This is a genomic window from Gordonia sp. BP-119, assembly GCF_016924115.1.
GTDB classification, from domain to species: Bacteria; Actinomycetota; Actinomycetes; order Mycobacteriales; family Mycobacteriaceae; genus Gordonia; species Gordonia hongkongensis.
On record NZ_JAFFZF010000034.1, the window covers coordinates 1 to 21,928 of the forward strand.

Here is a 21,928-nt window from a genome sequence, read left to right on the forward strand (position 1 = left end):
CCCTCTGAGGTGCGAGAAGCCCCCCTGCCCCCTGAGGTGTCGGACGAAGCGACAACCCCTCTGCCCCCTGAGGTGTCGGACGAAGCTGCGTCCCCCTTGCTCCCTGAGGTGCGAGGAGCGAAAGCCGCCGGGCCGAGCGAGCGAAGCGAGTCGAGGTCGACGAGCCACGAAGGGCCTGGTGACGCCACCGCGGAAACCGGCAATTCCCTGCCCCCTGAGGTGCGAGGAGCGCGAGCGACGAGCCTCGAAGGGCCTGGTGACGCCACCGCGGAAACCGACACCGCGGAAACCGACGCCGTCAGCCTCGAGAAGCCCTCTCCGGCCGAGTCGCCCACACCCGACGTCACCAAACCCAAGACCAAACCGGTCGCGCGGGTCTCGACCCTGCGCCGCGGAGACACCCCGGCGCCGGCCGGGTCGTCGGACAAGCCGAACCGGCCGATGGGCCGGCGTCCCGGCAAGCGGGACCGGCGGGGGAGGGGTGCCTCCCGCAATCCCCTCGGCATCCGTACCGGAGTGCTGGCGGGCATCGCGGCCGTGTTGTTCGTCATCGCTGCCATCCTCGCGTTCCATCCGGGCGCCGAGATCGGACCGAACAAGGCGTTCGTGGACCAGGAGTCGACATCGCAGCTCACCTCGCAGGCCCAGGAGCGGATCTGCGCGGTGTTCGGGTATGACCACACCGAACTCGACGAGTGGCAGCGGCGGGCGCAGGACGCGCTGACCGGGCAGGCCCGCACGGAGTTCGACGACACGCTGAAGGCGCAGCGCGAGCTGATCACGCAGACCAAGACGGGTGCGGAGTGCCGGGTCGACGCGATCGGCGTCCGGGACCTCTCCGGCGCCGACGACGGCGCGACCGCGACCGTCATCGCGAACCTGGTGGTGAGCGAGACGCAGAACAGCATGGCCACCAACAGCGGTGCACCGCGCGCCCAGTTCGCGATGGTGCGTGAGGGCGACCAGTGGCGGATCCGGGCGGTCGAGCCCTTCTGATCGAGGTGCGTCGCCCCCTCATCACCAGGTCGGACGCCGAGTTCGACACCGACTTCGCGAAATTCGCGCGTAGCGCTTGACGTGGAGGCGATGTCGGGCCAGGCTGTGACCAGCGATCGACGTGCAGGCAGCCACCCGCGCGAAATCGCTTTCCAGACGGCTTGACAAAGTGCGTCTATTTTCTGCTACAGTTGGACGTTGCGCTGGCTGCCTCCTGTCCATCTATCGATCCTTCTTCGGCCACTCTCTAGACGTGTGTGCTGCGGTGATCGCCGATTCCAGGGTGTCACCAGCGAACGGCCCATCAAGCCACGTACTGCACATCTAGGTTGTGAATAACGTCGTGTTGGAAGGACGCATCTTGGCAGTCAACCGCCAGTCCACCTCAACAATCCCCGGCGCGCCGCATCGCGCGTCGTTTGCAAAGATCAGCGAGCCGCTGGAGGTCCCGGGCCTCCTCGACCTCCAACTCGATTCGTTCGAATGGCTCGTCGGTTCGCCGGAGTGGCGCGCGAAGGCGATCGCCCGCGGCGACGAGAACCCGACCGGTGGCCTCGAGGACATCCTCCACGAGCTGTCCCCGATCGAGGACTTCTCCGGTTCGATGTCCCTGTCGTTCTCCGAGCCGCACTTCGACGAGGTCAAGGCCTCCGTCGAGGAGTGCAAGGACAAGGACATGACCTACGCGGCGCCGCTGTTCGTCACCGCGGAGTTCATCAACAACAACACCGGCGAGATCAAGTCGCAGACCGTCTTCATGGGCGACTTCCCGATCATGACCGAAAAGGGCAGCTTCATCATCAACGGCACCGAGCGTGTCGTGGTGAGCCAGCTGGTCCGCAGCCCCGGCGTGTACTTCGACGCCTCGATCGACAAGACCACCGAGAAGACCCTGCACACCGTCAAGGTGATCCCGGGTCGCGGTGCGTGGCTCGAGTTCGACGTCGACAAGCGCGACACCGTGGGTGTGCGTATCGACCGCAAGCGCCGTCAGCCGGTCACCGTGCTGCTCAAGGCGCTGGGCTTCACCGCCGAGGAGATCACCGAGCGGTTCGGGTTCTCCGAGATCATGATGTCGACGCTGGAGAAGGACAACACCGGCAGCCAGGACGAGGCGCTGCTGGAGGTCTACCGCAAGCTGCGCCCGGGTGAGCCGCCGACCAAGGAGTCCGCGGAGAACCTCCTGGAGAACCTGTTCTTCAAGGACAAGCGTTACGACCTCGCCCGCGTGGGCCGCTACAAGGTCAACAAGAAGCTGGGCCTGACGGGCAACCCGATGGTGGGCGAGTCCACGCTGACCCGCGAGGACATCATCGCGACCGTCGAGTACCTGGTGCGTCTGCACGAGGCCGACCCGCACACCACCACCTACATGACCGTCCCCGGTGGCGTCGAGGTGCCCGTCGAGGTCGACGACATCGACCACTTCGGCAACCGTCGCCTGCGTACCGTCGGCGAGCTGATCCAGAACCAGATCCGCGTGGGCCTCTCGCGTATGGAGCGTGTTGTGCGTGAGCGCATGACCACTCAGGACGTCGAGGCGATCACCCCGCAGACCCTGATCAACATCCGTCCCGTCGTGGCGGCGATCAAGGAGTTCTTCGGAACCAGCCAGCTGTCGCAGTTCATGGACCAGAACAACCCGCTGTCGGGTCTGACCCACAAGCGTCGTCTGTCGGCGCTGGGCCCGGGTGGTCTGAGCCGTGAGCGTGCCGGCCTCGAGGTGCGCGACGTGCACCCGTCGCACTACGGCCGCATGTGCCCGATCGAGACCCCTGAGGGTCCGAACATCGGTCTGATCGGTTCGCTCTCGGTGTACGCGCGGGTCAACCCGTTCGGATTCATCGAGACCCCGTACCGCAAGGTCGTCGACGGTGTCGTCACCGACGAGATCGAGTACATGACCGCCGACGAGGAGGATCGCTTCCTCATCGGTCAGGCCAACACCAACTTCGACGGCAGCGGCCGCATCACCGACGAGCGTGTGCTGGTGCGCAAGAAGGGCTCCGAGGTGGAGTTCGTGGGCGCCGACGCCGTCGAGTACCTCGACGTCTCGCCGCGCCAGATGGTGTCGGTCGCCACCGCGATGATCCCGTTCCTCGAGCACGACGACGCGAACCGCGCCCTGATGGGTGCGAACATGCAGCGTCAGGCCGTGCCGCTGGTGCGCAACGAGTCGCCGCTGGTCGGTACCGGTATGGAGCTGCGTGCCGCCGTCGACGCCGGTGACGTCATCGTGTCCTCCAAGACCGGTGTGGTGGAAGAGGTCTCGGCCGACTACATCACCGTCATGTCCGACGAGGGCACCCGTGACACCTACCGGATGCGCAAGTTCGCGCGTTCGAACCACGGCACCTGCGCCAACCAGCGTCCGATCGTGGACGAGGGCCAGCGCGTGGAGGCCGGCCAGGTCCTCGCCGACGGCCCCTGCACCGAGAACGGTGAGATGGCGCTCGGCAAGAACCTGCTCGTGGCGATCATGCCGTGGGAGGGTCACAACTACGAGGACGCGATCATCCTGTCGCAGCGCCTCGTCGAAGAGGACGTGCTCACCTCGATCCACATCGAGGAGCACGAGATCGACGCCCGCGACACCAAGCTCGGTGCCGAGGAGATCACCCGGGACATCCCGAACGTCTCCGACGAGGTCCTCGCCGACCTCGACGAGCGCGGCATCGTGCGCATCGGTGCCGAGGTCCGCGACGGCGACATCCTGGTCGGCAAGGTCACCCCGAAGGGTGAGACCGAGCTGACCCCGGAAGAGCGTCTGCTGCGTGCCATCTTCGGTGAGAAGGCCCGGGAGGTCCGCGACACCTCGCTGAAGGTGCCCCACGGCGAGACCGGCAAGGTCATCGGCGTGCGCGTGTTCAGCCGCGACGACGACGACGATCTCGCGCCCGGCGTCAACGAGCTGGTCCGCGTGTACGTGGCCCAGAAGCGCAAGATCCAGGACGGCGACAAGCTCGCCGGTCGTCACGGCAACAAGGGCGTCATCGGCAAGATCCTCCCGCAGGAGGACATGCCGTTCCTGCCCGATGGCACCCCCGTCGACATCATCCTCAACACCCACGGTGTGCCGCGGCGTATGAACATCGGCCAGATCCTGGAGACCCACCTCGGGTGGGTGGCCAAGGCCGGCTGGAACATCAACGTCGCCGAGGGTGTGCCGGAGTGGGCGTCGCGTCTGCCCGAGGACATGTACTCGGCCGAGCCCGACACCAACACCGCCACCCCGGTGTTCGACGGCGCCCGCGAGGAGGAGCTGACCGGACTGCTGTCCTCGACGCTGCCGAACCGCGACGGTGAGGTCATGGTCAACGGCGACGGCAAGGCGACGCTGTTCGACGGTCGTTCCGGCGAGCCGTTCCCGTACCCGGTGTCGGTCGGCTACATGTACATCATCAAGCTGCACCACCTGGTCGACGACAAGATCCACGCTCGTTCGACCGGCCCGTACTCGATGATCACCCAGCAGCCGCTGGGTGGTAAGGCGCAGTTCGGTGGTCAGCGCTTCGGTGAGATGGAGTGCTGGGCCATGCAGGCCTACGGTGCGGCGTACACGCTGCAGGAACTGCTGACCATCAAGTCGGACGACGTGGTGGGCCGCGTCAAGGTCTACGAGGCGATCGTCAAGGGCGAGAACATCCCGGAGCCGGGTATCCCTGAGTCGTTCAAGGTGCTGCTGAAGGAGCTTCAGTCGCTGTGCCTGAACGTCGAGGTGCTCAGCTCCGACGGTGCCGCCATCGAGATGCACGACACCGACGACGAGGACCTGGAGCGCGCCGCTGCCAACCTCGGCATCAACCTGTCGCGCAACGAGTCGGCCACCGTCGACGATCTCGCCAACTGATCTGACCCTCACCCGGCCGGGTTTCGCCCCGGCTACTGACAACAGAGCTCTGGAAAGGTAACAAGTGCTCGACGTCAACTTTTTCGACGAACTGAAGATCGGCCTGGCCACGGCCGACGACATCCACAACTGGTCATACGGTGAGGTCAAGAAGCCGGAGACGATCAACTACCGCACGCTCAAGCCGGAGAAGGACGGCCTGTTCTGCGAGAAGATCTTCGGCCCGACCCGCGACTGGGAGTGCTACTGCGGCAAGTACAAGCGCGTCCGCTTCAAGGGCATCATCTGTGAGCGCTGCGGCGTCGAGGTGACCAAGGCCAAGGTGCGCCGTGAGCGCATGGGCCACATCGAGCTGGCCGCCCCGGTCACGCACATCTGGTACTTCAAGGGTGTGCCGAGCCGGCTGGGCTACCTGCTCGACCTGGCGCCGAAGGATCTCGAGAAGATCATCTACTTCGCCGCCTACGTGATCACCGCGGTCGACGACGAGCTCCGTCACAACGAGCTCTCGACGCTCGAGGCCGAGATGGAGGTCGAGAAGAAGGCTGTCGCCGATCAGCGCGACGTCGACCTCAACGAGCGTCAGCAGAAGCTCGAGCAGGATCTCGCCGAGCTGGAGGCCGAGGGTGCCAAGGCCGACGTGCGCCGCAAGGTGCGCGACGGTGCCGACCGCGAGATGCGTCGTATGCGCGACGCCGCTCAGCGTGAGCTCGACGGTCTCGAGGAGATCTGGGACAAGTTCGTCAAGCTCGCCCCGGGCGACCTCATCATCGACGAGAAGCTCTACCGTCAGCTCGAAGAGCGCTACGGCGAGTACTTCCAGGGTTCGATGGGCGCCGAGGCGATCAAGAAGCTCCTGGAGACCTTCGACATCGACGCCGAGGCCGAGTCGCTGCGCGAGACCATCCGCAGCGGCAAGGGCCAGAAGAAGCTGCGCGCGCTCAAGCGGCTCAAGGTCGTCGCGGCGTTCCAGCAGTCGGGCAACTCGCCGCTGGGCATGGTTCTCGACGCCGTTCCGGTGATCCCGCCGGAGCTGCGTCCGATGGTGCAGCTCGACGGTGGCCGCTTCGCGACCTCCGACCTCAACGATCTGTACCGCCGCGTCATCAACCGCAACAACCGCCTCAAGCGACTGATCGATCTGGGTGCTCCCGAGATCATCGTCAACAACGAGAAGCGGATGCTGCAGGAGTCGGTCGACGCCCTGTTCGACAACGGTCGTCGTGGCCGTCCGGTCACCGGGCCGGGCAACCGCCCGCTGAAGTCGTTGAGCGATCTGCTCAAGGGCAAGCAGGGTCGTTTCCGTCAGAACCTGCTCGGCAAGCGCGTCGACTACTCGGGCCGTTCGGTCATCGTGGTCGGCCCGCAGCTCAAGCTGCACCAGTGCGGTCTGCCGAAGCTGATGGCTCTCGAGCTGTTCAAGCCGTTCGTGATGAAGCGTCTGGTCGACCTGAACCAGGCGCAGAACATCAAGTCGGCCAAGCGCATGGTCGAGCGTCAGCGCCCCGCGGTGTGGGACGTCCTCGAAGAGGTCATCGCCGAGCACCCGGTTCTGCTGAACCGTGCACCGACGCTGCACCGCCTCGGCATCCAGGCCTTCGAGCCGCAGCTGGTGGAGGGCAAGGCCATTCAGCTCCACCCGCTGGTGTGTGAGGCCTTCAACGCCGACTTCGACGGTGACCAGATGGCCGTGCACCTTCCGCTGTCGGCGGAGGCGCAGGCCGAGGCGCGCATCCTGATGCTGTCGTCGAACAACATCCTGTCGCCGGCGTCGGGCCGTCCGCTCGCCATGCCGCGTCTGGACATGGTGACCGGTCTGTACTACCTGACCACCCTCAAGGAGGGTGCGGCGGGCGAGTACACCCCGGCGAACGGCGACGACGTCGAGCGTGGCGTCTACTCGACCCCGGCCGAGGCCATCATGGCCGTCGACCGCGGTGTGCTGACCGTGCAGTCGCGCATCAAGGTGCGTCTGACCGACCAGCGTCCGCCGGCCGACATCGAGGCCGAGCAGTTCCCCGACGGCTGGAAGTACGGCTCGCCGTGGGACATCGAGACCACGCTGGGCCGGGTGCTGTTCAACGAGCTGCTGCCGATCGAGTACCCGTTCGTCAACGAGCAGATGCCGAAGAAGCGTCAGGCCGTGATCATCAACGATCTCGCCGAGCGCTACCCGATGATCGTGGTCGCCCAGACCGTCGACAAGCTGAAGGACGTCGGCTTCTACTGGGCCACCCGTTCGGGCGTCACCGTCTCGATGGCCGACGTGCTGGTGCCGCCGCAGAAGGCGGAGATCCTCGACAAGTACGAGGAGCGGGCCGACGGTCTGGAGCGCAAGTTCCAGCGCGGTGCCCTCACCCCGGACGAGCGTCGTGACTCCCTCGTGGAGATCTGGAAGCAGGCGACCGAAGAGGTCGGCGCGGCCATGGAGGCGCACTACCCGGACGACAACCCGATCCCGATGATCGTGAAGTCGGGTGCGGCGGGCAACATGACCCAGATCCGCTCGCTGGCGGGCATGAAGGGTCTGGTGACCAACCCGAAGGGTGAGTTCATCCCGCGTCCGATCAAGTCCTCGTTCCGCGAGGGCCTGACCGTGGCCGAGTACTTCATCAACACGCACGGTGCCCGGAAGGGTCTGGCCGACACCGCGCTTCGTACCGCCGACTCGGGTTACCTGACCCGTCGTCTGGTGGACGTGTCGCAGGACGTCATCGTGCGCGAGACCGACTGTGGCACCGAGCGTGGCATCACCACGACCATCGCCGAGAAGCAGGCCGACGGCACGCTCATCCGTGACGCGCACGTCGAGACCTCGACCTACGCCCGCACGCTGGCGCAGGACGCGGTCGACGCCGACGGCAACGTCATCGTCGAGCGCGGTCACGACCTGGGCGACCCGGCCATCGAGGCCCTGCTCGCCGCCGGCATCACGCAGGTGAAGGTCCGTTCGGTCCTGACCTGTGGGACCGGCACCGGTGTGTGTGCGATGTGCTACGGCCGTTCGATGGCCACCGGCAAGCTCGTCGACATCGGCGAGGCCGTCGGTATCATCGCGGCCCAGTCGATCGGTGAGCCCGGTACCCAGCTGACGATGCGTACGTTCCACCAGGGTGGCGTCGGTGACGACATCACCGGTGGTCTGCCGCGTGTCCAGGAGCTCTTCGAGGCCCGCGTCCCCAAGGGCGTGGCGCCGATCGCGGAGGTCTCCGGCCGGGTGCGTCTCGAAGACGACGACCGCTTCTACAAGATCACCCTCATCCCGGACGATGGTTCGGAAGAGGTTGTCATCGACAAGATCTCGAAGCGTCAGCGTCTGCGCGTGTTCAAGCACGACGACGGTTCCGAGCGGCTCCTCGCCGACGGTGACCACGTCGAGGTCGGCCAGCAGCTCATGGAGGGCTCGGCCAACCCGCACGAGGTGCTCCGTGTCATGGGTCCCCGTCAGGTGCAGATCCACCTGGTCAACGAGGTCCAGGAGGTCTACCGCAGCCAGGGTGTGTCGATCCACGACAAGCACATCGAGACCATCGTGCGTCAGATGCTGCGTCGCGTGACGATCATCGATCACGGTTCGACCGAGTTCCTGCCCGGTTCGCTCGTCGAGCGTGCCGAGTTCGAGGCGGCCAACCGTCAGGTCGTGACCGAGGGTGGCGAGCCCGCAGCCGGACGTCCGGTCCTGATGGGTATCACCAAGGCCTCGCTGGCGACCGAGTCGTGGCTGTCGGCGGCGTCGTTCCAGGAGACCACGCGTGTCCTGACCGACGCGGCGATCAACAGCCGCAGCGACAAGCTGATCGGTCTGAAGGAGAACGTGATCATCGGTAAGTTGATCCCGGCCGGTACCGGTATCAACCGCTACCGCAACATCCAGGTTCAGCCGACCGAAGAGGCTCGTGCCGCGGCGTACGCGGTGCCGTCGTACGACGACACCTACTACAGCCCGGACGGCACCTTCGGTGCTCCGGCCGGCGCTGCGGTGCCGCTGGACGACTACGGGTTCTCCAACGACTACCGGTAGGCGCTAGGACAAGACGACGCGGCCCCCGCACTCATCGCGAGTGCGGGGGCCGCGTCGTTTCTAGGGAACGGGCAGTGTTGTGACGGTGCGGGTTTCGAGCAGCAGGTCGTAGTAACGGCCGCCGGGGTAGTAGGTCGGGGTCGCGGTGTCGGCCACCATGTCCGACGACCAGCCAGTGGCGAGTGCGCGGATGACCCGTCCGTTGCGGGGACGCGGCACCGCAAGCTCGGACAGTTCGCCGATCAGATCGGTCGACTCGCCTTCGGCGTCGATGTGGATTCCGGTCACCAGGCGCGAGCCGAGAAACTCCTGCCGCGTTGTCTCCTGGAGGACGGACACGCCTTGCCCGAAGTTGTTGGATACCGACGGTTGCGACGCGATGACCCGGATCGGTAGCCCGGCGGCGGCGAGAGATGCTGCGGCGGTGGCGAAGTTGACCCCGAAGAACGAGTTGACGGGGTCGAACAGCATGAGGCCGGCGAGGCGCCGGTAGGCGACGGGGTCGGCGCGGCGGAGTGCGTCGGCCGCCACGACGACGAACTCGCCGCCGGCCGAGTGTCCGGAGAAGATCATTCGGTACGGCATCGTCACGTCGGGGCGGTGGGCGGAATCACGGGCCTCGCGAAGGCTTGTCGCGAGCGGACTGCCGGTGTCCCGGCCGGAACCGAAGACCCCGCCGATGGTCCGCGCGAACGCCGCGTTGTCGGCGATGTTGTAGGCGACGGCACACCCGCCGAGGTTGACCGAGTCCAGCGTCGGGCTCACGACGAGGAACCCGGATTTCGCATACGCGCGGGCCACGGAGTCGAGATTGGCCGCAGTACGGGAGAAGCCGTGCTGCAACCACACGATCGCCGAGGGTTCACCGGGCGGGAAGTACCACCGGACCGCGACCCGGACGGGCTTGCCCGCACATTCGGTGGCGATGTCGGACGACGACACGGCCGCCGGCGCTGCTGTCACTGCCGACGGTGTCACACCGACGAACACCACGATCGCGGCAACAACCGCGATGCACCAGCGGAACAATCCTCCCGACATCCGGCAAGTCTAGGACCGGCCGGACGCCACGGTGCGCGGTTTCAGGGAGCGCGACCCCCTCCGGCCTCCGCTCCCTGTGGTGCAGAGGAGCGAAAGCGACCCCCCCCCCCCCCCCCCCACCCCTCCCCAATCCGAAGAACCGCATAACCCATGCTCCCTGAGGTGCGAGGAGCGCAAGCCGCCGGGCCGAGCAGGCGACGAAGGAGCGCGTCGAGGTCGACGAGCCACGAAGGGCCTGGTGAGGCACCTTGCGAGCCCCTTCGTGGCTCGCTTCGCTCGCACCTCAGGGAGCATGGAGTTCAGACGCTCACGAATGTACTTTCGAAGTTCGCGACGGCCATCCCTCTGCTCCCTGAGGAGCGCCCGGAGCTTGCGGAGGGCGCGTCACGAAGGGTCACAGCTTGCGCTTGACCAACTTCCCGGTCGGCGTGCGCGGCAACGTGTCCCGGAAGATGACCTCGCGCGGCAGCTTGAACTTCGCGATCCGCGGTCGGAGGTGATCCAACAGTGCATCGGCGAGCTCGTCGCCAGCGTCCTGCCCCGAGACCGGTTGCACGACCGCCGTCACCCGCTCGCCGAGATCGGGGTCGGGTACGCCGATGACCGCGGCGTCGAGCACCGACGGGTGGGCGAGGAGTGCATCCTCGATCTCCCGCGGGTAGATGTTCACCCCGCCGGAGATGATCAGGAACGAGTCGCGGTCGGTGAGGAACAGGTGGCCCTCGTCGTCGACGTAACCGACATCGCCGGTGGTCGTCCATGTCGGATGCTCGGGATGCTGTGCGCCACTGGTCTTCTCGGGGTCATTGTGGTACTCGAACGGCAGCCGGTCGCGCTCGAAGTAGATCGTGCCGATCGTTCCCGGCGGCACCTCGGTGCCCTCGGGATCGCAGACCCGGATCGTGCCGAGGACGGCGCGCCCCACCGTGCCCGGGTACTCCAGCCACTCCGGGGTGTCGACGATGGTGAGACCGTTGAGCTCGGTGGACGAGTAGTACTCGGACAGGATCGGACCCCACCAGTTGATCATGGCCCGTTTGACGTCGACGGGACACGGCGCGGCGGCGTGCACCGCGACCTTCAGGCTCGACGTGTCGTACCGGGCCCGCACCTCCTCGGGAAGTCGGAGCATGCGCACGAACATCGTCGGCACCCACTGGCTATAGGTGACGCGGTGTTCCTCGATGAGGGCCAGCGCCCGTTCCGCGTCGAACCGCTCCATCACCACCACCGTGCCGCCAAGCGCCTGCACCGAGGCGCAGGTGCGAAGCGGCGCAGCGTGATACAGCGGTGCCGGCGACAGGTAGACGGTGTCGGGACCGACGCCCCACACGGACTGGTTCATCGCGATCATGGTGTCGCCGGGCTCGTCGACCTGCCGGTTCGGCAGTTCGGGTTTGATGCCCTTCGGTCGTCCGGTGGTGCCGGACGAGTAGAGCATGTCCGCGCCTCGCGGCTGGTCGGCGAGCGGTTCGGTCGACTGCGTCGCCGCGGCGGCGTCGAGGTCCTCGTGACCCTCGATCCGGCCGGAGTAGGCGAAACGTGTCTCGACGCCGGGGGTGAGCGGGACCAGCTCGGCGCCGAGGTCGGCGAGAGCGGCGTCGACGATGAGAGCCTTCGCGCCGCAGTCGGTCACGATGTAGGCGCTCTCGGCGGCGGTGAGGTGCCAGTTCACCATGCTCAGGTAGAGGCCCGACCGCATTGCCGCCCAATAGATGTCGAAGATCCGCGCGGTGTTGGTGGCGAGCACCGCGAGGTGGTCGCCGGGCCGCAGGCCGCGGTCGGCCAGGGCTCGGGCGACCTGGATCGACCGGGTCTCCGACTGGGTGAAGGTGACCGTTTCACCAGAGTCGGCCATGAGGACCGCGGGATCGTTGGGTCGGGTGGAGAGGTGGGCTCCGGGGTACATCAGAAAGCTCCTAGCGGGTCGAACCGGTCGATCAGTACAGGTAGTCCTCGCCGCTGGCACGCACGGTCACGTCGGAAAGGCTGATGCCCCACGGCTGGTCGATGACGTGGACGACGGCGTCGGCGAGATCCTCGGGCTTGATCAGCCAGTACTTGATGGAGTCGACGTCGGTGAGTTCGGCGGGCAGGTCGTCGTTCATGAGGGCCGTGACGTGCTCGCCGTAGGAGGCGGCGCGCTGGCCGACGAGGCCCATGATCGCGGTGTCGTTGACGATCCAGCTGGCGAGGTTGGTGCCGGTGATGCCGGTCGGCTTGACGGTGGTGACCTTGATCTTGCCCTTGGCCTCGATGCGCAATGAGTCCGAGATGGTGGTGACCGCGGCCTTGGTCGCGCTGTACACGCCCGAACCCTCGATGCCGGCATTGCCGTAGATCGACGAGATGTTGACGACCTGGCCGCGACCCTGCGCGATCATCTGGTCGTAGACCCCGCGGAGATGCCGTTGACGACGCCCTTGATGTTGATGTCGATGGCGGCGTGCCACTTCTGCCAGGCGCGGGCGTGGTCGGCGAAGTAGGCGAGCGGCATGACACCGGCGTTGTTGACGAGGACGTCGATGGCGCCGAACTGCTCCACGGTGGCCTTCGCCGCCGCGGCGACCTGCTCCATGTCGGTGACGTCGGCGACCTGGGCGAGCGCCGAACCACCGGCCGCGCGGATGCCCTCGACGACGGCGTTGACGTTGTCGGCGTTGACGTCGACTCCGACGACGTGCGCGCCGGCGGCCGCGGTCTTCTCCGCGATCAGCTTGCCGAAGCCGCTACCGGCGCCGGTGATGACGATGACCTTGTCCTTCAGGTACTCGGACATGGGGGTACTCCGTTTCTGTTCTGGGTGAGACGAATTGAGTGAGTTCAGACGATGTCGACGGCGTCGAGGACGCCTGCGACGCGCTGTCGGTCGCCGCTGACGGTGACCGCCGACCGCCAGGCGCTGCGGGTGGTGCCCCAGCGCAGGAAGTCGGTGGCCGAGGAGGTCGCGACGTCGGCCGGCAGGTCGGCGGTCTCGCGTACGGTGACGATCGTGCCCGCGGTGTCCCGGTCGAGGACGAACGACCGGTCCGTCGCGCCGGTGAGATGCAGGCCGATGGGCTGTTCGAGTGTGGGATACACTGCTGCACCGCACATCTGGGGCAGGCCGGCGATCATCCAGTCGATGGCGGGATCGATGGCCGCACTCACCGACACCTCGGCGGCGTCCAGCGGTCCGAACGGCTGCATGAGGTCGCTGGTGAGATGCACGAGGTGGTCGAAGGCGACGGCGTCGCTGAGCTGGCTCAGCCGGTAGGTGCCCAGGTCGAGCATGTCCAGCGGCTGGTCACGAAGGTCCTCGCCCTGCAACACGGCCAGGGTCGCGAGGCCGGCCTCGGACTGCGCGCGGTAATACTCGACAGCCTGTTCCGACGACCAGTCGGCCCGCTCGCGTACCGCGGCGTCGTTGAGTCGCTCGGACTTTCCGCTCGGATTGTCGGGGAAGACCAGGTCGGGGTCGGCGATGAAGTTGAAGAAGAAGCCCATGTGGGTGACGACGTCGTGGACGCGCCAGCCGTGGCAGGCGCTGTCGGCCGCCCAGTGGGCGGGCGTGAGCCGGTCGAGCAGGGCGAGGGTGTCGTTCACCAGTGCCTTGGCAGCAGTGACTCCGGCATCGGACATGGCCGATCGCCTCCTTGGAATATGTTGTGTACGAGTGTGAATGGACGAGACGGGTGTCAGGCGGGCAGGAAGATCGACTTGAGGTTCTGGTAGGCGGCCAGGCCCTCGGGGCCGAGCTCGCGGCCGATGCCGCTGGCCTTGACGCCACCGAAGGGCGAACCCCAGTCGAGGTTGAAGTAGTTGACGCCGAACGAGCCGGTCTCGACGCGACGGGCGACGTCGACGCCGCGATCGGGATCGGAGGTCCACACCGTTCCGCCGAGCCCGTACGACGAATCGTTGGCGAGCGCGATGGCGTCGTCGACGTCGTCGTAGCGCAGCACGGTCAGGACCGGGCCGAAGACCTCTTCGCGGGCGATGGTGGCCGAGTTGTCGATGCCGGCGAAAACGGTTGGCTCGACGAAGAACCCGCGGTCGACACCCGACGGCGTCCCGCCACCGGTGGTGACCGTGCCACCCTCGGTGCGGCCGCGCTCGATCAGCGACAGCACCCGATCCCGGTGCCGGCCGCTGGCGAGCGGACCGACCGCGACGTTCTCGTCCATCGGGTCGCCGACCGGCAGCGACGCGCACATCGCGCTGATCGCATCGAGGTACTCGTCATAACGGCTGCCTGGCACCAGGATTCGGGTGGACATGTAGCAGGTCTGGCCGGTGTTGAGCAGCGAGGCGGTGGCGAGTCCGCCGACGGTCTGCTCGAGATCGGCGTCGTCGAGCACCAGCGCTGCGGACTTGCCGCCGAGTTCGAGGGTCACCGGACGGATGAGTTCGCCACAGACGCGGCCGATCTCGCGGCCGGCCGGGGTCGAGCCGGTGAACGCGACCTTGTCGACGTGCGGGTGCGACACCAGGTGACGGCCGATCTCGCTGCCGCCGTTGACGATGTTGAGGACACCGGCGGGCAGGTCGGCGGCGATGGCCGCCTCGGCGAGGACGTACGCGTCGAGGCTCGTCTCGGGGGATGGCTTGAGAACCACGGTGCAGCCGGCGGCCAGCGCGGGCGCGATCTTGAACATCGAGAGGATCGCCGGGAAGTTCCACGGTGCGATCGCCCCGACGACGCCGATGGCCTCGCGGCGCACGATCGTCGAGCCGGGCAACGGTTGGCTGGTACGCGTCTCCTCCACCGGGGTGGACTCGACGAGGTCGGCGTAGTAGCGCAGCAGCTGAACCGGGGCCGCGCCTTCCGCGAAGCGCGCCAGCGCGATCGGCATGCCGTTCTCGGACGTCACCGCCGACGCGCGGTCCTCGGCGCGTTTGTCGAGCTCGTCGGCGAACCGGCGCAGGTGTGCGGCACGGTCGGCAGGGGACAGGTCGCGCCAGCCCGACGACCGGAACGCGGTGCGGGCGGCCTCGACGGCCGCGTCGACGTCGGCGGTGGTGGCCTCGGGTACCGAGCCGAACTGCTCCTCGGTGAGCGGGGAGATCGGGATCGTCGCCGAACCGGCCGGCGCGCGCCAGCCGCCGTCGATGAAGAAACTCGTGCGGACGGTGTCGATGGTGGTCATGGGTACTCCTCGCTGAGTGTGTCGGCCGTCGAGCGGTCGGCGGCGTGTGTCCATGATCACTCCCACCCAGGTCGGATTTCTTGACATCTCATGACGACTTCTTGACAGTTGGTGCCATGGCCGATCTGATCTGCGCATCCTCGCTCAGTCAGTTACCCGAACTGATTGCCGAACACGATGGCGATGCCCGCGCGATCCTCGGCCGCGTCGGCATCGACCCGGCCGTCGTCGGCGCGTACGACCGGTTCGTCCCGTTTACCGCTCTGTCGACGGTCATCGGTCTGTGCGCGGCCGAGTTCGACGTCCCCGACTTCGGGCTGCGCCTCGCCGCCCGGCAGGACCTCGACATCCTCGGCCCGGTCGCGATCGCCGCCCGCAACGCCGAGACCGTCGGCGATTCGTTTCGACAGGTCTCGGCATTCGCACACGTGTACAGCCCGGCCATCCGCGCTCAGATGCACTACGGCGAGCGGGAGGTCGCCTATGAGTTCGATACCGTGCTGCAGCGTGTGCCGTACCGACCGCACGTCGTCGAACTAGCGATGGGCGTCACCCGGTCGACGTTCGCGATGACGCTGGGCCACGGCTTCCGCGCGAACCGGATCACCTTGGCGCACCCGCCGATGTCCGAGCCGCGCGTCTACACCGACTATTTCGGTTGCCCGGTCGAGTTCGAGGCGCCGGCCAACCTGGTGGTCTTTCCCCGCGGGGTGATGCAACAGACGTTGCGGCGGGTCGACCCCTTGGCCTACGACGTGGCCATCCGATTCATGACCGGACACGATCGCGAGAGGGCCTTCGGCGAGGCGGTCTCGGCGCTGATCGTGCGCGCACTGCCGGCCGGGGCGGCCACGCTGGAGGCGGTGTCGAAGCTGCTGATGATGCACCCGCGTGCGGTGCAGCGGGGTCTGGCCGACGAGGGCGCGACGTTCGAGCAACTCGTCGACGACGCGCGCCGCGACCTCGCCGTCTCACTGCTGTCGAATCGGGGTGTCCCGCTGGCGGCGGTGGCGCGGCAGATCGGATACTCCGAGCAGAGCACGCTGACCCGCAGTTGCCGACGCTGGTTCGGCGTGCCGCCGCTGGCGAAGCGCCGCGAGCTGACTGCCCCGGGCCAGGACTCGTCCCGAGATCTCTAGGAGTCTCCGACGGTCGGGGTGTCGTCGCTGTCCGGGGTGTCGTCGCCATCCGAGAAGTCGTCGTCAGCCGAAGCGTCGTCGAAAATGTCATCGGGGTCTTCTATGCGGACGTCGTAGTCGTCACCGAGGCGGCGGGCCACCTCGCCGATCAGCCGTCGGGCGGCGTCGTCCATCACGCGGACATGGGTCAGATCGAGGACGACGGCGTCGGTGCCGAAGCCTTCGCACGCACGACTGGCGACGATTTCCGCGCCCGCGAAGCGCACGTCGCCCTGGAGCTCGACGACTGTCGTGCCGTCGTGTTCGGTCACCGATCGCAGCGCGGGCCGACCGGTGGGGGCCACGTGCATCATGTGCAGTTCCATGTCGCGCGACAGCCGTTCGAAAACGGCGACGCCGCGCACGCTGTTGCCCTGTCTGTCGAGCTGCGGCGACCACACCGCGAGCCCTACCTGGCCGGGCAATACGCCCAGGATCGCGCCGCTGACACCGCTTTTCGCGGGGATTCCGACCGTCGCCATCCAGCTGCCGCTGCCGTCGTACATGCCGCACGTGGCCATGACCGACAGGACGTGCCGGGTGATCCAGCCTTCCAGGAGGCGCTCGTCGTCGCCGGTCGACAGTCCGCCGTTGGCGAGTACCGACCCCATGACGGCGAGGTCGCGGCAGGAGACCCGGATCGAACACTGGGCTGCGTACCCGTCGACGACCTCGTCGGGTTCGCAGTCGAGTTTGCCCGCCGAGCGCAGCAGGTAGGCCAGCGCGGTGTTGTGGTCGTCGGAGGCGAGTTCGGCGCGGTGGACCTCCTTGTCGACCGAGACCTCGCGTCCGGCGAGAGTGCTGACGAGGTCGATGACGCGGTCGACGCGTTCGTTGGGATCCGCGCCGTTGATCATCTCGTGCACGGCGACGGCGCCCGCGTTGATCAGCGCGTTGCGCGGCCGGCCGGTCTCGGCCTCGAGCGAGATCTCGTTGAAGGCGTCGCCGGACGGTTCGGTGTCGACGCGTTCGAGTACGGCGTCGAGCCCGCGGTCGCGCAGGGCGAGCGCGTAGGCCGGTACCTTGCCGATGGACTGGATGGAGAATTCGTGGTCGGCGTCGCCGGCGGTGTACACGGTGCCGTCGATGGTGGCCAACGCGATACCGAACGACGACGGATCCGCCTGCTCGAGTTCACGATTGCCGGTCGCGACCTCACCGCCGTCGTCGTCGCGGCATTCGGAGAGTACTCGTTCGAGGTAGTCGTCGATGGGGGAGCGCATATCCCACGGTAGCCACTTGGGCTCAGTTCTGGCGGTACGGCATGTACTGCACCGACCAGTGGTTGCCGTCCGGATCGTCGAAGTACACGAAGTGGCCCCACGCCTGTTCGTCGATCTCGCCGGGGTCGACGCCAACCGCGAGCAGCTGCTCGCGGGCCTCGTTGATGTCGGTGACGACGACCTGCAGACCCTTCACCGATCCCGGTTCCGCGTCGCTCAGTCCCTTGCCGAAGGCGATGGAACACGCCGACCCGGGCGGGGTCATCTGGACGAACCGGATCTCGTCGGACACGACGTGATCGTGGTCGACGTTGAAGCCGATCTTGGTGTAGAAGTCTCGCGCCCGGTCGACGTCGCTGACCGGCAGGATGACGAGTTCGAGTGTCCAGTTCACGGTTCCTCCTGGGGTTGTGGTGTGACACCAGCCTCTCAAGAGTCGAGGACAGTTTCGGTCCTTATTCGAGACGTTGGCCCGCCCCCCTCTGAGTAGGCGAGGTGCCTGCCGAGGGCCGTCTCGCCCGCTCCCTGATCCGAAAGAACGCCCTGCCACTGCTCCCTGAGGAGCGCCCGGAGCTCGCGGAGGGCGCGTCACGAAGGGTCTTCGCAACCCGACTCACCAGGACCCTTCGTGACGCTCGCAAGCTCGCTCCTCAGGGAGCAGTACAAGGGCTCGCGCCGCGCTCAACAGTTCTTTCGCCACGACGGCCGCCCGACCGCTCCCTGAGGAGGCGCGGAGCTTGCGGAGGGCCGTCTCGCCCGCTCCCGGAGGAGGCCCGGAGCTTGCGGAGGGCCGTCACGAAGGGTCGCCCCGTCGGCGGATGCGGTGCCGGTCGGGGCGTGTCAGCGCGCGGATCTCCTCGAGGACCTCCTCCCAGTCGTACAGCACGTCGTCGTAGGTGAGGCGCATCGTCATCCAGCGGTCGAGCATGGTCATCCGGTCCCGCCGACGGTCGTTGCGGAATGCGGCTCGGTCGGAGTGGTACGACTCGCCGTCGCACTCGATGAGCAACGAACCCGTGCGGAGATCAGCGTGTTCGCGGTCGCCGATCGACGGTTGCACCTCCACGTCGAATCCCGCGGCGATGAGCCGGAGCCGGACGAGCGACTCGGTGCCGGATTGCGAACGGGCATCACATCGGTCGAACATCGCCGAGACCGCACGGGTTACACGACCCATCTCGGCCTGGAGGTCCGGGATGGTCAAGTCGGTGGCGTTGAGGACCGAGTCGACCACCGCTATCCACTCCTCGGCCGGAAGGCACCCTGCGGCGCAGCCGACCGCCACGGCGATCGGGTCGACGGCCGTCGTCACGGGGAGCGGGCGGCCGAAGCCCTGGCACCACCGGAACGGGCCGCTGGGCTTCGTGGCGGACTTCGCGTGTTTGCTGAGACGAACGTGGGTCTCGTTGTGGCCCGGCGGTATCCAAAGATCCGGCAGGCCGCGCCGCTGATGGAACCGCAGCGCGCTGATGCAGGACAGCGCACCTCCGGCCGTCACCGCGGACACGACGTGGGGGTCCGCCGCGGACGTCCGCACCCAGCCGTATCGGAGCGACGTCAGGGTCTCGGCCTTGCGCGCCTGCGCAATGGCATCGGGCGCCCAGCCCATCGCGGTCAGTTCTCTCAGCGAGTACACGCCACAATCCGAAGTCACACCTGCTTTGACGCACGGAACCGGTCGGTGGTTTCGTCAGATCGGGCCGGGTGTGGAAAGTGTTGTCCCCGTGAGAGTCGTGGGAGGGCAATATGCCCTTCGAGGTCGCTCATGGGGACGAGACTTTGACTCACCCCGCAGAGAACCGGACCGTGGTGCGGATCTGGGTGGCTCCGGGGTGGTCACAGGCGGTAGTCGTGCCGGCTTTGGGCGTGGCCAGGCGCGACGGGCCGGTTCCTAGGCTTCGTCGGGCCGGGTGTGGAAAGTGTCGTCCCCGTGAGTGTCGTGGGAGGGCAATGTGCCCTTCGAGGTCGCTCATGGGGACGAGACTTCGGCTCACCCCGCCGAGAACCGGATGGCGGCGCGCACCTGGGCCGCGATCGCCCGTCCGGCGCCGAGCGGCCACCGGTGCATGACGTAGTCGGCGGCCGCGTCGACGGAGAGTTGACGGGTGGAGTTTCCCGCGCGCACCCAGAACTCGGGCGGGGCGTTCTTCCCGGCCCGCAGATAGACCGGCCGCGGGGACGGTGAGCACGTCACCCGGCAGACCGGGACGTCCCCCGACCCGTCGGGCCGCGCGACCGATTCGACGGTGATGCCGACGGCCGCCGCGGTGTTCTGGCCGAGAGTGGTGGTCAGCAGATCGCGCAGCCACAGTTCGAAACGGTCGGCGTCGGGCACCTTCAGTGTGGCGAAGTCGGGTTCGAGACCGAGCGGGGTGCCGTCGTCGGCGACACCGATGAGCAGGGTGCCGCCGTCGGAATTGAGAAACGCCGACACCGTCTTGACGATCACCTGCTCCATCCGCGGGTCTTTCTCGCCGCTGCGCAGGTTGACCCGGGCGGTCGACTTGAACTCGAGCCGATCCGATTCGCCGTCGGAGAGCAGTTGCGCGACAGGGGCATTGGATTGCCGTTGCAACCGCGCCGCGAGCAGGCCGTAGGCGCCGACGGCGACGACCGAACTGATCAGTCCCAGCACGACCGTCGTCACGCTCCACACCCGGAGGTGCTTGTCGACGAGGCCGGCGATGTAGAGGCCGAGCGCGGTGCCGAGGATCGACAGCACCATCGCCGTCGTCGCGTCGAGGCGGGCGCGTCGGCGCAGCAACCACCTGGCGACGACGCCGAACACCCACGCGACCACCAGCACCAGTATTAGCGCGGTCGCCGTCGCCCAGACCGGTACCGCGAACTCGATTCCGCCGATCGTTCCCACACAGCTTTATAGCCCGGAGCCGCGCTCAGCGTGGCTCCGGGCTATAAGGACGTCGAACTCAGATGGCGTCGCCGCCGTCGATGCTGCCGAAGTCGCCGACCTCGACGTTGCCCTCGTCGTCGACGGCGGTGTCGAAGGTGCCGTCGCCGTCGGTGTCGGCGACGGCGATGTCGGTGTGGCCGTCGGCGTCGGTGTCGGCTTCGATGATGTCGATCTCGCCGTCGGCATTGGTGTCGTAGGCGATGGAGTCGGCCTGGCCGTCGCCGTCGGTGTCGAGGATGGCGTCGGTGGTGCCGTCACCGTCGACGTCGGTGAGTGCGGCGTCGACGGCTCCGTCGCCATCGGTGTCGACGAGAACGGCGTCGGCGGGGATCTCGGTGCTCATGGTGGGTCCTCTCGGGGTTCGGCGCGGTGGTGCCGGGGGTTGTGAAGTGCTTCTGGTTACTTGGAGGTGAGTCTGCCCCGGTTTGTTCCCCACGGCCTCGAAGTCGCGTCGGGATCATTCGCGGGGAGTACCCCCTCAGCGCAGATCGGCGAGCAACTCCGACAGGAGGGACCGCGCGCGGGAGATGCGACTGCGCACGGTCTGCAGGCCGATGCCCTGGGCCTCGGCGATCTCGGAGTAGCTGAGCTCGCCGTAGACGCGCAGCACGAAGGTCGCCCGATAGGCGTCGGGGACCTGCGCCAACGCTTCGGCGATCCGGTCGGACACGACGACCTGCGCCGCGACGTCCAGATGGCTCATCGGGTCGTGGTCGGCGATGTCGTCGGCGTCGGTGCGTTTGCGGATCCGGGCGAGCGCGGCGTTGGACCCGATGCGGTACAGCCAGGTCGACAGTTGCGCGTCACCACGGAAGTTGCCGATGGCCCGCCACGCGGCGACGAGCGCGTCCTGCATGGCGTCCTCGGCGTCGTGCTGATTGCCGGTGATGCGTAAACAGATGGCCCACAGCCGGTCTCGATGCTGTTCGACGAGCGTGGTGAAGGCCGCCTGATCGCCGGCGCGGGCGCGTTCGAGGAGGTCCGCGCCAGCGGGGGATTCGTCGATCAACGACTGCACCCGCTCATCGTAGGGCCGTGCCCCGACCATGGCAGCACATCGCGACTTTCGGTGCCGCGCAGCTCAGAAGTCGTCATCGAATGTCCCGTCTTCCACTGGATCGACGACCGGATCCCCGTCGTCGCCGAAGACGTCGTCGATGGTGTCCCCGGAGCTGTCCCCGAAGTCGCCGCCGATCGGATCGTCACCCGCGAGGTCGGATTCCGCGGACACCTCGCCGTCGAACTCCTCGTCCGCCGGATCCGGCCCGGGTGCGGCGGTCAGGTCGGTGTCGAGTTCGTACGACGGGTCGAACGCGGTTCCGACGGCGGTCTCCCACGCGCCCTCGGGCACGCTCAGCTCGCCGGGCGGGTCGGTGTCGCGCAGCCAGTCGTCGAAGCCGCTCTCCCCGGAGCCGGTGTCATCGTCAAGGTCGTCGGTCATGGTCGTTCGCCTCCGCAGGTATCTCTGTCATCCGGTCGACTGCCGGGCGCCGAGGAGTGATGGACAATTCTCGGCACGTACCTAGGAGTGTCGCCGAGCCCGGAATGTTCCCGCCGGATCGGAAGAAGTCTCGGG

The 21,928-nt window shown here is 67.3% G+C and carries 15 protein-coding genes and 1 pseudogene; 4 read left to right on the forward strand and 12 right to left on the reverse strand.

Going from position 1 to position 21,928, the window contains the following annotated elements; translation table 11 throughout:
* Window positions 1-219: 219 nt before the first annotated feature.
* From JW364_RS18030 to JW364_RS18040, 3 genes are all read left to right on the forward strand, one after another.
* The gene (locus JW364_RS18030; RefSeq protein ID WP_307814805.1) at window positions 220-996 is read left to right on the forward strand and encodes a hypothetical protein; all 777 of its coding nucleotides are present in this window, start codon (window positions 220-222) and stop codon (window positions 994-996) included.
* Between the two features lie 361 nt (window positions 997-1,357).
* Window positions 1,358-4,846, forward strand: coding sequence for a DNA-directed RNA polymerase subunit beta (locus JW364_RS18035; protein ID WP_205334459.1), 3,489 nt, complete (start codon window positions 1,358-1,360; stop codon window positions 4,844-4,846).
* 64 nt (window positions 4,847-4,910) lie between these two features.
* Entirely contained in the window at window positions 4,911-8,867 is a 3,957-nt protein-coding gene (locus JW364_RS18040) for a DNA-directed RNA polymerase subunit beta' (RefSeq protein ID WP_058253299.1), read from the forward strand.
* Between the two features lie 60 nt (window positions 8,868-8,927).
* On the opposite strand, the gene JW364_RS18045 is transcribed toward JW364_RS18040, so the two are convergent.
* From JW364_RS18045 to JW364_RS18065, 5 genes and pseudogenes are all read right to left on the reverse strand, one after another.
* Complete coding sequence (locus JW364_RS18045) at window positions 8,928-9,908, reverse strand: alpha/beta hydrolase (protein ID WP_165630493.1); 981 nt, start codon at window positions 9,906-9,908, stop codon at window positions 8,928-8,930.
* Between the two features lie 394 nt (window positions 9,909-10,302).
* Complete coding sequence (locus JW364_RS18050; protein WP_205334027.1) at window positions 10,303-11,817, reverse strand: acyl-CoA synthetase; 1,515 nt, start codon at window positions 11,815-11,817, stop codon at window positions 10,303-10,305.
* Window positions 11,818-11,848: 31 nt separating this feature from the next.
* A pseudogene (locus tag JW364_RS18055) lies at window positions 11,849-12,687 on the reverse strand (SDR family oxidoreductase).
* 44 nt (window positions 12,688-12,731) lie between these two features.
* Window positions 12,732-13,529 (reverse strand): maleylpyruvate isomerase N-terminal domain-containing protein, encoded by a 798-nt coding sequence (locus tag JW364_RS18060; protein ID WP_205334028.1) that lies wholly within the window; start codon window positions 13,527-13,529, stop codon window positions 12,732-12,734.
* 56 nt (window positions 13,530-13,585) lie between these two features.
* Window positions 13,586-15,037, reverse strand: a complete 1,452-nt coding sequence (locus JW364_RS18065) for an aldehyde dehydrogenase (protein WP_205334029.1) — start codon at window positions 15,035-15,037, stop codon at window positions 13,586-13,588.
* A gap of 116 nt (window positions 15,038-15,153) precedes the next feature.
* Between JW364_RS18065 and JW364_RS18070 the strand changes: the two genes are divergently transcribed.
* Window positions 15,154-16,176 (forward strand): AraC family transcriptional regulator, encoded by a 1,023-nt coding sequence (locus JW364_RS18070; protein ID WP_205334030.1) that lies wholly within the window; start codon window positions 15,154-15,156, stop codon window positions 16,174-16,176.
* Here the strand turns inward: JW364_RS18070 and glsA are convergent.
* From glsA to JW364_RS18105, 7 genes are all read right to left on the reverse strand, one after another.
* Entirely contained in the window at window positions 16,173-17,438 is a 1,266-nt protein-coding gene (gene glsA, locus JW364_RS18075; protein ID WP_205334031.1) for a glutaminase A, read from the reverse strand. The genes JW364_RS18070 and glsA overlap by 4 nt on opposite strands.
* A gap of 22 nt (window positions 17,439-17,460) precedes the next feature.
* Entirely contained in the window at window positions 17,461-17,832 is a 372-nt protein-coding gene (locus JW364_RS18080; protein WP_205334032.1) for a glyoxalase superfamily protein, read from the reverse strand.
* A gap of 399 nt (window positions 17,833-18,231) precedes the next feature.
* Window positions 18,232-19,047, reverse strand: coding sequence for a hypothetical protein (locus tag JW364_RS18085; protein WP_240199276.1), 816 nt, complete (start codon window positions 19,045-19,047; stop codon window positions 18,232-18,234).
* A gap of 381 nt (window positions 19,048-19,428) precedes the next feature.
* Complete coding sequence (locus JW364_RS18090; RefSeq protein ID WP_205334034.1) at window positions 19,429-20,310, reverse strand: helix-turn-helix domain-containing protein; 882 nt, start codon at window positions 20,308-20,310, stop codon at window positions 19,429-19,431.
* Between the two features lie 58 nt (window positions 20,311-20,368).
* On the reverse strand, window positions 20,369-20,695 hold the full coding sequence (locus JW364_RS18095) for a hypothetical protein (RefSeq protein ID WP_205334035.1): 327 nt from the start codon (window positions 20,693-20,695) through the stop codon (window positions 20,369-20,371).
* A 135-nt stretch (window positions 20,696-20,830) separates the two neighbouring features.
* The gene (locus JW364_RS18100) at window positions 20,831-21,370 is read right to left on the reverse strand and encodes an RNA polymerase sigma factor (protein WP_205334036.1); all 540 of its coding nucleotides are present in this window, start codon (window positions 21,368-21,370) and stop codon (window positions 20,831-20,833) included.
* 63 nt (window positions 21,371-21,433) lie between these two features.
* Window positions 21,434-21,793, reverse strand: a complete 360-nt coding sequence (locus tag JW364_RS18105) for a hypothetical protein (protein WP_205334037.1) — start codon at window positions 21,791-21,793, stop codon at window positions 21,434-21,436.
* Window positions 21,794-21,928 lie beyond the last annotated feature (135 nt).

Bases quoted from the DNA above. Each gene is read 5' to 3' on its own strand.
- JW364_RS18045 (WP_165630493.1), bottom strand. From the start codon at position 9,908: ATGTCGGGAGGATTGTTCCGCTGGTGCATCGCGGTTGTTGCCGCGATC.
- JW364_RS18050 (WP_205334027.1), bottom strand. From the start codon at position 11,817: ATGTACCCCGGAGCCCACCTCTCCACCCGACCCAACGATCCCGCGGTC.
- JW364_RS18060 (WP_205334028.1), bottom strand. From the start codon at position 13,529: ATGTCCGATGCCGGAGTCACTGCTGCCAAGGCACTGGTGAACGACACC.
- JW364_RS18065 (WP_205334029.1), bottom strand. From the start codon at position 15,037: ATGACCACCATCGACACCGTCCGCACGAGTTTCTTCATCGACGGCGGC.
- JW364_RS18070 (WP_205334030.1), top strand. From the start codon at position 15,154: ATGGCCGATCTGATCTGCGCATCCTCGCTCAGTCAGTTACCCGAACTG.
- glsA (WP_205334031.1), bottom strand. From the start codon at position 17,438: ATGCGCTCCCCCATCGACGACTACCTCGAACGAGTACTCTCCGAATGC.
- JW364_RS18085 (WP_240199276.1), bottom strand. From the start codon at position 19,047: ATGGGCTGGGCGCCCGATGCCATTGCGCAGGCGCGCAAGGCCGAGACC.
- JW364_RS18095 (WP_205334035.1), bottom strand. From the start codon at position 20,695: ATGAGCACCGAGATCCCCGCCGACGCCGTTCTCGTCGACACCGATGGC.
- JW364_RS18105 (WP_205334037.1), bottom strand. From the start codon at position 21,793: ATGACCGACGACCTTGACGATGACACCGGCTCCGGGGAGAGCGGCTTC.